The sequence below is a fragment of the Chlorogloeopsis fritschii PCC 6912 genome, from assembly GCF_000317285.1.
Lineage (GTDB): Bacteria > Cyanobacteriota > Cyanobacteriia > Cyanobacteriales > Nostocaceae > Chlorogloeopsis > Chlorogloeopsis fritschii.
Window position 1 is genome coordinate 18,520 of the sequence record NZ_AJLN01000087.1, and the last position, 12,524, is coordinate 31,043.

Below are 12,524 nucleotides of genomic sequence, written 5' to 3' on the forward strand. Positions count from 1 at the left end.
AGCTGCTGTTGGCAATGCTGGAGAAATGACAAATCGGGTTTTAATTCTTGGAGGAAGGGGGCGGATCGGCAGTAGTGTTGCTCAGGATTTAGTCACCCATACACAGGCAGAAATCATTATTACTGGGCGCACTCCTGAGAGTGGTGTACAGAAACGCTTACACCTGGAATCACAGGTGCAGTTTTTGGTATTGGACTTGGCTGATGTGAAAAAATTAGAGGAGGCGATCGCTTCTTCTAATTTAGTCGTTCACTGTGCAGGGCCTTTTCACTACCGAGATGCTAATGTTTTAAAAATCTGCATTGAAAAAGGTGTTAATTATATAGATGTCAGTGACCATCGTTCGTTTACTAGCAAGGCTCTAGAATATCATGAGCAAGCTATTGCTGCGGGTGTAACAGCAATAGTTAACACGGGTGTTTTTCCCGGTATTTCTAATAGTATGGTTCGTCACGATGTTGAGCAATTTGATGCACCAGAAAAAATTCATTTGAGTTATTTGGTGTCTGGTTCTGGTGGTGCTGGGATCACAGTCATGCGGACAACATTTTTAGGTTTGCAAAATCCTTTTGAAGCTTGGATAGATGGTAAATGGCAAACAGTAAAACCTTACAGCGAACGCGAAGCTGTTGACTTTCCACCACCCTATGGACGTAGTGGAGTTTACTGGTTTGATATGCCCGAAACTTTCACCCTACCCCATGCCTTCCCAGCAGTCAAAACCGTGATTACCAAATTTGGTTCTGTTCCTGATTTTTACAATCATCTAACTTGGATAGCGGCTCATGTCTTTCCTAAATCGTGGATCAAAAATCCTAAGGGTGTAGAATTTTTATCCCATGTCAGCCATTTTATGACAGACGTTAGCGATCGCTTCACGGGTATTGGGGTAGCAGTTCGCTCGGAAGTTACAGGACAAAAAAACGGTAAAAAATCTGTTTATTGTTCGACGTTAGTACATAAAAATACTGCTGCTGCCACTGGTTGTGGTACGGGTAGTATTGGTCAATTGTTACTAGAAGGTAAACTTAAAAAACCAGGAGTTTGGCCTGTTGAAGAAGCACTACCAACGGATTTATTTGCCGAAGCAATGCAAAGTCGAGGGATAACAATTCAGCAAGGTTGGATAGAAAAATTTGCCGAGCAACATTAAACCTCTTGCACTCATTATGTATCTCAAGTAAATCGACCACAGATAAATACCGATAAAATCTGTGTCCATCTGTAGTTGTAATTAACCTAGATTCTGATTTCTCTCTCAAATCAGGGCGATCGCACACGTAAAATGAAATCTGTAAAGAAGATACTTGGGTAGTCAACTATTATGTTCTCACAGGCTGACTTTCTTCAATATGCCCAATGGTCAGGTATTGCTACGTTGGTATTTGCCGCCGTGGCTGTCTTGGGTTTTATTTTAAAATGGGGTATCCGTTTTCGGCTAGTAGGTACTACAGGCTTTATGTTGGTACTGACAGCTGGTTTATTTGCCCTCTCGCTAGCTCCTTTGACTCGTACTGTCATCCCTGGTGCAGTGCGGTACAGTCTAGTTTATGACAATGGAGCAACACAAGCAGTAATTACCATATCTCCCCAAATTACACCGACAGAACTAGAAGCAACTTTACGCCAAGCAGCCAGCGATTTATATTCTTATGGTCGTTTAGGTAAACCAGGAGAAAATTTTTTGACGATTCGCGCCCGTACTATTCTCCACCCAGAGCCAGGAACTTCTGTACCATTTTATTTGGGGCAGGTGAAGCGATCGCTTGCTAATCGTGAAGATTCGCAAATGGCAATTGAAGTTTACCAAGACAAATTTGCCCAACTGCCAAAAGCTAGCGCTTAAGAAAGGGGACAGGGGACAGGGGATAGGGAACAGAGGTAATTTGAATTCTCATTACCATGCTCTGCATGGTGATGAAAACTGGGAGGCTCTGCCTCGTGAAGAGGAGGCGGAGCCTCAATCGATGCTTTCCCAGGCTCCAGCCTGGGAAAGAGAAAACTTCTGCCACTCCTCCACTCCCGCTCTCGCTTAACGCGGAATTCTACTCAAGGCACGCCAAGTGCTTTCATCCACAACACCTGTATTGGGCAGATTATGACGTCTTTGCCAGCTTTGCAGGGCTGATTCTGTAAGCTCCCCAAACTCACCGTCAACATATCCGACATAATCTTGCGTTGATTTCAGGAAACGCTGCAACCTCATGACTAAATCTCCTTTACAGCCTTTTCCTAACTCTGGCAGCCCCACAGGCATACCCATATACAAAGCGTGCCAAGTTTGTTTTGCAACAACGCCATCATCTGCTAAGAAAACCCGGCGTTGGTACTCTTTTACACTTGCTTCTGTGACTTTATCAAAGTTACCATCTATAGTCCCAGAGTAAATGCCCCACCTAGTTAAAAGCTTTTGTAACTCTTCCACCACCTCACCATTGGAACCCAGCCGCAGCTCTGGTTTGTTAGACTGTGCCTGTACTATATCAGGCACGGTGTTGCTGCTATCACTTGTCCATTGCATATTCCTACTCCTTGGGAGCGGTGTTTATTGCTTCTAGTCTAGTTTTGAACTACTGAATCTGGCATCAGCAAGCGGAATGATTTAACAAGTAAAGTTCCCCTAAATATCAACATCCTATAATTTATTTTGTGTTTAGCAATACATTATTTATTATTTTTTGGTTAAGATATTAGTCTAGTTATGCAACTACTAAGATTAAAATTAAGCAACAGTGAGGGTTATTAGAAAAAGTTTGCCAAAACACCTGAAAATGATACGTTAATTAATTAGTTATATGCCTAATCAATTTACGGAAAAGTTGTCTACTCAAACTCCTACTAGTTTACTCCCGCTCACGGTAGCACCAGCAAGAGTTATCCGTGGCTCTCAAATTTTAACGCAGGTATCTGATGCAATCGCTCGCTTGGGCAGTCGTCCTCTAATTGTGGGAGGCGATCGCACACTAAAAGTCACCCATCCCCATTTGCAGCCAGTTTTGGAACGGCGGCAGTTACAATTCGCCCAGGCGTCTTATACTCCTAATTGTAGTGAAGCTAGCCTCAAAGCTTTACATCAAGCGGCAAAAGAACATAAAGCCGATGTCATTATCGGGGTAGGTGGCGGGAAAGCACTGGATACAGCAAAATTACTCGCGCAGCAGTTGCAAATACCAGTGGTGACGATTCCAACTTCAGCAGCTACCTGTGCCGCTTGGACTGCTCTCTCAAATGTGTATTCTGATGAGGGAGCATTTTTGTATGATGTAGCATTGGATCGCTGTCCCGATCTACTGATCCTCGACTATGATTTGATTCAAACTGCTCCACAGCGGACTTTAGTTGCAGGCATTGGAGATGCGATCGCTAAATGGTACGAAGCTTCTGTTAGCAGCGGACATTCGGAACAAACTTTAATTATTGCCGCCGTGCAACAAGCGCGAGTCTTGCGGGATATACTTTTCCAAAAATCTGCTGCTGCCTTGCAACAACCAGGAAGCGAAGTTTGGCGAGAAGTTGTAGACGCTACTGTATTACTGGCAGGGGTAATTGGTGGTATTGGTGGCGCTCAGTGTCGTACCGTTGCTGCTCACGCCGTACACAATGGTTTAACGCACATTTGTGGAAGTGGCAGCATTCATGGTGAAAAAGTTGCCTATGGGATCTTGGTACAACTGCGTTTAGAAGAAATGATTGCAGGCAATCAACTAGCAGCAGCTGCAAGACAACAGTTGTTGAAATTCTACGCAGAAATTGGACTACCACAGAAATTAAGCGATTTAGGATTGGGCAATATTACTTTGCGTGAGTTACAAACTGCCGCAGAAATTGCCTTAGCTCCTAACTCTGATATCCACAGACTACCATTTAAAGTTGCTCTGGAACAGTTGATGGCAGCAATGGTTTCTACCACTGCACCCATAGATAACAAAGACACGAGCAATCGTATTTCTAGCAAGACAATTAGCGAGTTAGAAGAGTAAACTACTTCACGCAGATTGCGCGATCGAGTTTAACTTCTCATCCTGTAAAAACTACTAAAGTCAATGTAACAAACCAAAACCTCGTGCTGGTTTATCCCTTGGCAACTTCATATCTATGCCAAATCTTAGTGTATTCAAGACATCTTACTCACAACTTAATTTGGATCGGGAAGTAGCACATCAATGAACTTGGATTGGATCGCCCCAGCTGAACGCATCAAAAAACTACCAGCCTATCCATTTGCCCGCTTGGATGAACTGAAACATAAGGCGCGGGAACAAGGACTGGATTTAATCGATTTGGGCATGGGTAACCCCGATGGGGCGACACCACAGCCAGTAATTGCAGCCGCAGTCAAAGCTTTGCAAAATCCCGCCAACCACGGCTATCCTCCCTTTGAAGGCACAGCTAGTTTCCGCCATGCCATTACTCATTGGTATCATCGCCGTTATGGAGTGACTTTAGATCCAGATAGTGAAGCTCTGCCACTATTGGGTTCTAAGGAAGGATTAGGACATTTAGCACTGGCATATATTAATCCTGGTGATGTGGTTTTAGTACCTTCTCCTTCCTATCCAGTTCATTTTCGCGGCCCTATAATTGCTGGAGGAAACGTCTACAGTTTAATTTTAAAACCAGAAAATAACTGGTTAATTGATTTAGCAGCAATTCCTGATGCTGTTGCTGAAAAAGCAAAAATTCTTTACTTTAACTATCCCAGCAATCCCACTGCTGCTACTGCACCCCGCGAATTTTTTGAAGAAGTTGTCGCTTTTGCGAAAAAATATGAAATCTTGCTAGTTCACGATTTATGTTACGCCGAACTAGCTTTTGATGGCTATCAACCAACAAGTTTGTTGGAAATTCCTGGTGCTAAAGACATTAGTGTTGAATTCCACACCATGTCTAAAACCTATAACATGGCTGGTTGGCGAGTTGGATTTGTGGTTGGCAATCGTCATGTTATTCAAGGTTTGCGAACGCTAAAAACTAACCTCGATTATGGTATCTTTGCAGCCTTGCAAGCAGCAGCAGAAACCGCTTTGCAACTCCCAGATTCTTATTTACAGGAAGTTCAAACTCGTTACCGCACTCGCCGCGATTTCCTCATTCAAGGATTGGCACAGTTGGGTTGGAATCTTCCCACAACTAAGGCAACGATGTATTTGTGGGTTCCTTGTTCTTTGGGGATGAGTTCCACAGATTTTGCCCTCTGGGTGTTGCAGCAAACTGGTGTAGTCGTCACTCCAGGCAATGCCTTTGGTGTTGGTGGTGAAGGATACGTGCGTATTAGTTTAATTGCAGATTGCGATCGCTTGGGCGAAGTTCTGCACAGATTTAAAAAAGCAGGTATCCGTTATCAAGCAGAAGCAGTTGTCTCTGGTTCACAATAGAAAAAGATGTCTCGATAATCTGCTTGTTTTGATGCAAACTTCCTCTGTTATCCCCAATGCGATCGCTGCTGGCTTTCATGCCTTATCTGAACCCTTAAGGATTAAGGTATTAGAATTGCTGCGAGAACGCGAACTGTGTGTATGCGATTTGTGCGAGACATTGGGGGTAAGTCAATCAAAACTCTCTTTTCACCTCAAAACTCTTAAAGAAGCCGGTTTAGTTACTTCCCGCCAGGAAGGACGTTGGATTTATTACAGCTTGAACATACCTCAGTTTGCTGTACTTGAGCAGTATTTAGCGGAATACCGTTGCTTGAGCAACTTCTTACCAGCCCGCTCATGTCAAGATTCATAATACATCAATTTTTTTTGATATATTTTTGTAAAAATTTAGATTATTTGTATTTGACAAATCAACTTTTTTTGAAATGATAGAAGCATAACTACTATACACATCACGAGGTGATGTCAGTGAGCGCAACACCAAAGAAATTAGCTCTTGCGCTTGGAGTATTGGTATTGGCAACAAGTTGCACAACAAACTCCAACACATCTACACAAACTCAGCAGCCACAAAAGGTAACTGAAGTCAGTAATGCCGAAACGGTTAAGGCTGTAAACATTGATGGTTCCAGTACTGTTTATCCAATTACGCAGGCGATCGCCAAAGAGTTTCAAGCCGACTCTAAAAATAAAGCTAACCAAGCCCAGGTGAAAGTGAATTTTTCCGGTACTAGCGGCGGATTTGAAAAATTCTGTACTGGCGAGACAGACATAAACAATGCCTCACGGCCGATTTTAACTAATGAAATGGAAGTTTGTAACAAAAATGGCGTCAGATTTATAGAACTTCCCGTTGCCTTTGATGCTCTTACCATAGCCGTTCATCCACAAAACAACTGGGCAAAAGACATTACCATTTCTGAATTGAAAAAGATTTGGGAACCAGCAGCACAAAAGAAAATCACCCGTTGGAACCAAGTACGTGCAAATTGGCCTGATCGCCCTCTGAATTTATACGGTGCTGGGAACAAATCTGGTACTTTTGATTACTTTACTGAAGCAGTTGTCGGTAAAGCAGGATCTAGCCGCACCGATTATACAGCTAGTGAAGATGATCAAGTATTAGTAGATGGTATCAGTAAAGACCCGAATGCTTTGGGTTATTTTGGTTTTTCTTATTACGAAGATAACCAAAACAAGTTAAAAGCACTAGCTGTTAATAACGGCAAAGCAACTGTCTTGCCTTCACGTGAAACAGTAGAAAAAAATACGTATCAGCCTTTTTCTCGACCATTATTTATCTATGTAAATGCTCAATCTGCTCAGAAGAAACCAGGAGTCAAAAATTTCGTTGATTTCTACATTGAGAACGCACCAAAGATAGTAAGTTCCATCGGCTACGTTCCTTTATCAGAAGAAGGCTACCATCTCGCTAAAGTTCACTTCAATAGAGGCAAAGTAGGAACAGTTTTTGAAGGAGAAGCACAGATAAACCTGACTCTTGGAGAGTTGTTACGCAAACAAGCAAAATTTTAGCGATTGACTTTTGAAATCAAAATTATACCGATGCAAAAAAATCATTCGCAAACCAACACAGTTCGGGTGCAAGCTGGAAGTAATCTGAGTTTTTTTGAAAAATACCTTACCCTTTGGGTGTTTTTGTGTATTTTGGTGGGCATTACCCTGGGCAGATTATTTCCTGGAGTAGCGGTGGCGCTAGATGCAATGAGTCTATATCAAGTGTCTATTCCGATCGCAGTCTGCTTATTTTTCATGATGTACCCAATCATGGTGAAGATTGACTTCACTCAAGCTGCGAACGCGATCCGCGCCCCCAAACCCGTCATTCTCACTTTAGTAGTGAACTGGTTAATTAAGCCATTTACGATGGTGGCTTTTGCCCAGTTTTTCTTAGGATGGTTATTTCGTCCTTTAATTGCTGGTAGCGAAATCATTCGCGGTACTGAAGTGACATTAGCTAATTCCTACATTGCTGGTGCTATTTTGCTGGGAATTGCACCTTGTACTGCAATGGTGCTGATGTGGGGATATCTTTCCTACGGCAACCAAGGACACACTTTGGTAATGGTGGCAGTGAATTCTCTGGCGATGCTATTTTTGTATGCACCGTTGGGTAGGTGTTTGCTAGCGGCGAATGATTTAACAGTACCTTGGCAAACAATTGTTTTGTCAGTGCTGATTTATGTCGGGTTACCTTTAGTGGCGGGAATGTACAGCCGTTACTGGATTTTCAAACACAAAGGTAGAGAGTGGTTTGAAAGGCGATTTTTGAAGTATCTAAGTCCAGTTGCCATTACCGCCCTATTGTTGACTTTGGTGCTGCTATTTGCATTTAAGGGTGAACTAATAGTTAGCAATCCCTTGCATATTTTGTTAATTGCTGTGCCGTTGTTTATTCAAACTAATTTTATTTTCTTGATTAGTTATGTAGCAGCATTAGAGCTAAATCTGTCTTATGAAGATGCTGCACCTGCTGCATTAATTGGAGCTAGCAATCATTTTGAAGTTGCTATTGCCACTGCTGTGATGCTGTTTGGTTTAAATTCGGGTGCAGCACTTGCCACAGTAGTAGGGGTTTTAATTGAAGTGCCAGTCATGTTGATGCTGGTAGAGTTTTGTAAGCGCACGGCAGCTTGGTTTCCACGAGAACCAGAAAAAGCGACTTTAAGAGATCCGCGCTGTATTAGTCCATTCAAATAATATTATCTAAGATTATCCCGTATTCATTGTTTACTGCAAAATTTCTACCGCTCCAGGACTTACGCAAAAACTCTCTCAAACTCTTATTTCTTTATATTCTTTGTGTCCTACCCTTCGGGAAGCCACCCTCCTGGTGTCTATGTGTCCTTTGTGGTTTATTTTTCGTTACTGCTGCAAAATTTCTACCACTCTTTGAACACCATCTTCCGAGCGGATTTTTTCACTGAGTGCAGCAGCGCGATCGCGCTTTGTCAGAACAGCAAATTAATGCGTCTGCGTAGGCAGAGCCAAAGCATTTCGCAAAGCTTCTATTCGCTCAGGCACCAAACGATAGAAAATCCAGGTGCCACGTCGTTCTTTTTGTAATAAACCCGCTTCGTACAGCACCTTCAAATGATGACTAACAGTAGGCTGAGATAGTCCTAAAGGTTCTGTTAACTGACAAACGCAGGCTTCTTTTGCGGGTTGAGCAGCGATTAAACTGAGCACCTGCAATCGGGCAGGCTCTCCCAAAACTTTAAATATCGCTGCCATTTGCGCTGCTTGCTCGGAATCAATTGCTCCTGAAAGCAGCGACGGACAACAACTGGAAATTTGTTGAGTTAATTTCATATTTATATATTGACATTCATCAATATGTTCTGGCAATATATTGATATAGGTAAATATTGATGTTAGTCAATATAAGTCAAAAAGGAGCAAAATGATATGGCTACTCTGAAAACTCATGTGGCTTTGAAAGTTACAAATCTAGAAAAGTCGATTGAATTCTATCAAGCGATGTTTGGCGTAGAACCGATGAAACATAAAGTTGACTATGCCAAGTTTGATATTGCCAGCCCACCGTTAAATCTGACGCTCAACTTGGCTACGAGCGTGGTTTCTGGAGGTGCATTGTCTCACTTGGGCGTGCAGGTTGAGAGCACAGAAGATGTAAAGGCTGCGATTAAGCGGTTTGGGGATGCAGGCTTGAATATATTCACAGAGGAAAATACCGATTGCTGTTATGCCTTGCAAGACAAGGTATGGGTAACCGATCCAGATGGGAATCAATGGGAAGTGTTTGTAGTGAAAGTTGCAGATACAACACCTGAGCAAAATCTGAGTACTACAGTTAATTCTGATGATGCTAGTGCAGTTGCCACAGCTTTGAAAAAACCGTGTTGCGCGTAAACTACCCTTAGCTCGACATGGCGACTTTTCGGTGGTTTTGTGAAACGCTGAACATAAAAGCCTGCGAATACATAAAGCAGGCTTTTTTAATTGGCAAATTTTGAATCTCCGCGTCTTTGTGTCCCGATCTCAATCTCCGTCTCCACCTTTCCATGCGATCGCCTTGGTTGGTTGAGGATCGGGTAGCTTGAGTGATACTAATCCTGCTGCCAATACAAAAAACATAGAAGTCCACAGACAACCAACAAGCCCAAATAGCTGATAAACCAAGCCTGATAACACTGTGCCAATTAATCTTCCGCCAGAGTTAGCCATGTAGTAAAAGCCTACATTGAGCGCCACTTTGTCGTCATCCGTGAAGGCTAGCACCAAATAAGAATGAACGGCAGAATTGAAAGCAAAGACAATACCAAAGATAATTAACCCAACAACAATCACGGTATTAGGGGGTGCACCTAACTGCAAAGCCAGAGCGATCGCCGCTGGAACTAAAGTTAAAGTAAATGTCCAAAACTGAATCGTTTTCGCTTGAGGAGGATGATTAGAACCAAAACGTTGGATTAAAGTTGGAGCCAAAAATTGAATCACGCCGTAGCCAATCACCCAACAAGCGAGAAATCCTCCTACCTCATAGAAAGACCAGTTTAAAACACTCCGCAGAAAAACAGGTAATCCCACGACAAACCAAACATCCCTAGAACCAAATAGGAAGAAGCGAGCGGCGGAAAGAATATTAATTTCTCTGCTTTTAGAAAAGAGTTGGGTAAACTTGACCTTAGCTTTGATTTTGCCCATACCCTTTGGCAGCATCAACCCTGAGAACATCAGCAGGAATAAGCCTCCTGCCATAATCAACAGAGAATTCACAAAACCAACAGAAGCTAACAATGCACTACCGACAAAAAAACCAACTCCTTTGAGAGCATTTTTAGAGCCTGTCAGTACTGCTACCCACTTAAACAAAGAAGACTGAGCATCTTGAGGTACAACTAACCGGATGGCACTCTTAGAACTCATTTTGGTTAAGTCTTTGGCAATACCTGAGAAAGCCTGTGCCACCATCACATACAAAACTGCAATCCACTGCGCCCAATTTGGATTGAGCAGTGAGAGCATCACTAGAGCAAAAACTTGCAATCCTATTCCTGAATAAAGCGTCACCTTCAATCCCAATTGGGAACCAATCCAGCCACCTAAAAAGTTAGTGACAACTCCAAAAATCTCGTAAAACAAGAACAGAAAAGCGATTTGCAGAGGTGTATAACCGATGTTGTTGAAATAAAGCAACACTAACATCCGCAGAGCACCATCAGTGATGGTAAACCCCCAGTAAGCAAGTGTCACCAGCACGTAATTCTTTAAATTGGCACGTGAGGCAGTAGAAGTAGCCATAATAGACAGTATTTAGTTTCAAAAGTAAAGATTTAGAATTAATTCAAGCTCAGAGCAACCTTACGAGCTAATTCCATCATGCGATTGACATAACCCCACTCATTGTCATACCAAGCCAGGATTTTCACTTGGGTTTGATCTATCACCATCGTGGAAAGCGCATCGACAATAGAAGAGCGAGGATCGTCTTTATAGTCCACAGAAACTAAAGGAAGTTCTTCGTAGCCCAAAATGCCTTGAAGTGAAGTTTGTGCAGCTGTCTTGAAAAGACTATTGATTTCTTCTACAGAAGTAGGTTTTGCTACCTCAAATACGCAGTCAGTCAAGGAAGCATTTAGTAAGGGTACTCTCACAGCTAATCCATTTAACTTGCCGTTGAGTTCTGGGTAAATCAGCCCAATTGCTGTTGCAGAACCTGTTGTTGTCGGAATCAAAGATAAACTATTAGCCCTAGCTCGTCGTAAGTCTTTGTGAGGCGCATCTACGACAGTTTGCGTGTTCGTTGCATCATGAATTGTAGTAATTAACCCATGACGAATACCCAATCCTTCATGAATTACTTTGACTATTGGAGCAAGGCAATTAGTGGTACAAGAAGCTGCTGTCAAAAGATGGTGTTCTTGTGGGTTATAGAGATAATCGTTTACACCCATGACAACATTCAAAGCACCTTGCTTGACTGGCGCAGCCACAATTACTTTTTTTACGCCTCGCTTGAAGTAAGGAGCAAGTGATTCTGGAGTTCGGAACTTGCCCGAACACTCTAACACCACATCCACACCAAATTCTTCCCAAGGTACTTCACCAGGAGTTGAATATTCACTAAAACTCAGATATTTTCCTTCGATACAAATCTGATCTCCTTCAGCTTCTACATCCATTCCCCAACGCCCGTGAACCGAATCAAACTTGAGCAGATGCGCTGCTGTGACTGGCCCGCCTTTAATTTCGTTGATGTGAACAAATTCTATTTCTGGCCATCCCCAAGCAGCTCGCAAACCCAAGCGCCCCATTCTGCCAAAACCATTAATACCTACGCGAATCCTCATATTTATACTTCCGCTCAAAATTTGTAGGTGTATAAATATATCATTTCAAAAAAACTTGATTTGTCAACCCAATCACAGCTAAGATAATCACTATCACCCGTAACAAATTATTTAGTTGCTGCTAGATTTCTGGCAGTAAAATGTTTTTGGTATGCAATTTTTGATTGCAAATTATTGATTCAGATAATAAATTAATAATTGAAAGTCACAAGCATTCAATTACTAATATCAAATAAAATTATGAAAAGAGTCATGTTTGTTTGTAAGAGAAATTCCGGCCGCTCCCAAATGGCAGAAGGGTTTGCAAAGACATTGGGTGAGGGAAAAATTGCTGTTATGAGTTCTGGTTTGGAAGCTTCTCAAGTAGATCCGCTTGCCATTCAAGTGATGTCAGAAGTGGGTATTGATATCAGCAATCAAACTTCTAAGCCTTTAAGTAATTTTCAACCAGAAGATTTTGATGTAGTGATTTCTCTGTGTGGTTGTGGTGTGAATTTGCCAGAAGAATGGGTAATTAGAGAAGTATTTGAAGATTGGCAACTTGAAGATCCAAAGGGAGAATCAATTGAAACTTTCCGGCGTGTTCGCGATCAAGTCAAAGAACGAGTCATGAAATTAATCGCATCGCTTAGTTAGGCTAAAGATTTTAATGGAACTCTTACTAATGACTAATGACCAATAACTAATGACGACCTAATTGTGTAAGGTGGGCACTTTTAAGCTTTTGTCCAAACCCTTATTTTTAAGTTCCTAACAGTGCCAGTGCCCACCCTACGGTTATTAAGAATGGTACGAGTGTGACGTACCCAAC

The 12,524-nt window shown here is 42.2% G+C and carries 14 protein-coding genes; 10 read left to right on the top strand and 4 right to left on the bottom strand.

The window, feature by feature from the left end:
• The first annotated feature begins 25 nt into the window (after positions 1–25).
• The 3 genes from UYC_RS0117240 (at position 26) to UYC_RS38610 (ending at position 2,036) form a co-directional block, all read left to right on the top strand.
• The gene (locus UYC_RS0117240) at positions 26–1,153 is read left to right on the top strand and encodes a saccharopine dehydrogenase family protein (protein ID WP_016878175.1); all 1,128 of its coding nucleotides are present in this window, start codon (positions 26–28) and stop codon (positions 1,151–1,153) included.
• Between the two features lie 171 nt (positions 1,154–1,324).
• On the top strand, positions 1,325–1,846 hold the full coding sequence (locus UYC_RS0117245; RefSeq protein ID WP_016878176.1) for a Ycf51 family protein: 522 nt from the start codon (positions 1,325–1,327) through the stop codon (positions 1,844–1,846).
• 40 nt (positions 1,847–1,886) lie between these two features.
• Positions 1,887–2,036 (top strand): hypothetical protein, encoded by a 150-nt coding sequence (locus tag UYC_RS38610; RefSeq protein ID WP_162139007.1) that lies wholly within the window; start codon positions 1,887–1,889, stop codon positions 2,034–2,036.
• On the opposite strand, the gene UYC_RS0117250 is transcribed toward UYC_RS38610, so the two are convergent.
• On the bottom strand, positions 2,033–2,521 hold the full coding sequence (locus UYC_RS0117250) for a peptidoglycan-binding domain-containing protein (protein WP_016878177.1): 489 nt from the start codon (positions 2,519–2,521) through the stop codon (positions 2,033–2,035). The genes UYC_RS38610 and UYC_RS0117250 overlap by 4 nt on opposite strands.
• Positions 2,522–2,795: 274 nt before the next feature.
• Here UYC_RS0117250 and UYC_RS0117255 point away from each other — a divergent pair, with 274 nt between their 5' ends.
• From UYC_RS0117255 to arsB, 5 genes are all read left to right on the top strand, one after another.
• Positions 2,796–3,980 (top strand): iron-containing alcohol dehydrogenase family protein, encoded by a 1,185-nt coding sequence (locus UYC_RS0117255; protein WP_016878178.1) that lies wholly within the window; start codon positions 2,796–2,798, stop codon positions 3,978–3,980.
• Positions 3,981–4,163: 183 nt separating this feature from the next.
• Positions 4,164–5,375 carry an aspartate aminotransferase gene (locus UYC_RS0117260; RefSeq protein WP_016878179.1) on the top strand — a complete coding sequence of 404 codons (1,212 nt, stop codon included), beginning with the start codon at positions 4,164–4,166 and terminating at the stop codon, positions 5,373–5,375.
• Between the two features lie 31 nt (positions 5,376–5,406).
• The gene (locus UYC_RS0117265) at positions 5,407–5,730 is read left to right on the top strand and encodes an ArsR/SmtB family transcription factor (protein WP_016878180.1); all 324 of its coding nucleotides are present in this window, start codon (positions 5,407–5,409) and stop codon (positions 5,728–5,730) included.
• Positions 5,731–5,846: 116 nt separating this feature from the next.
• Positions 5,847–6,914, top strand: coding sequence for a PstS family phosphate ABC transporter substrate-binding protein (locus UYC_RS0117270; RefSeq protein WP_016879589.1), 1,068 nt, complete (start codon positions 5,847–5,849; stop codon positions 6,912–6,914).
• Between the two features lie 30 nt (positions 6,915–6,944).
• Entirely contained in the window at positions 6,945–8,099 is a 1,155-nt protein-coding gene (gene arsB, locus UYC_RS0117275; RefSeq protein ID WP_016878182.1) for an ACR3 family arsenite efflux transporter, read from the top strand.
• Between the two features lie 264 nt (positions 8,100–8,363).
• On the opposite strand, the gene UYC_RS0117280 is transcribed toward arsB, so the two are convergent.
• Positions 8,364–8,711, bottom strand: a complete 348-nt coding sequence (locus UYC_RS0117280; protein WP_016878183.1) for an ArsR/SmtB family transcription factor — start codon at positions 8,709–8,711, stop codon at positions 8,364–8,366.
• A gap of 96 nt (positions 8,712–8,807) precedes the next feature.
• Between UYC_RS0117280 and UYC_RS0117285 the strand changes: the two genes are divergently transcribed.
• Positions 8,808–9,272, top strand: coding sequence for an ArsI/CadI family heavy metal resistance metalloenzyme (locus UYC_RS0117285; RefSeq protein WP_016878184.1), 465 nt, complete (start codon positions 8,808–8,810; stop codon positions 9,270–9,272).
• 129 nt (positions 9,273–9,401) lie between these two features.
• Here UYC_RS0117285 and arsJ read toward each other — a convergent pair whose 3' ends face one another.
• Together arsJ and UYC_RS0117295 are read right to left on the bottom strand one after the other, a co-directional pair.
• Positions 9,402–10,664 carry an organoarsenical effux MFS transporter ArsJ gene (gene arsJ / locus UYC_RS0117290; RefSeq protein ID WP_016878185.1) on the bottom strand — a complete coding sequence of 421 codons (1,263 nt, stop codon included), beginning with the start codon at positions 10,662–10,664 and terminating at the stop codon, positions 9,402–9,404.
• Between the two features lie 38 nt (positions 10,665–10,702).
• A complete protein-coding gene (locus UYC_RS0117295; RefSeq protein WP_016878186.1) occupies positions 10,703–11,713 on the bottom strand; it encodes an ArsJ-associated glyceraldehyde-3-phosphate dehydrogenase in 1,011 nt (336 codons plus the stop codon).
• Positions 11,714–11,953: 240 nt separating this feature from the next.
• Between UYC_RS0117295 and arsC the strand changes: the two genes are divergently transcribed.
• Positions 11,954–12,349, top strand: a complete 396-nt coding sequence (gene arsC, locus UYC_RS0117300) for an arsenate reductase, glutathione/glutaredoxin type (protein ID WP_026087704.1) — start codon at positions 11,954–11,956, stop codon at positions 12,347–12,349.
• Positions 12,350–12,524 lie beyond the last annotated feature (175 nt).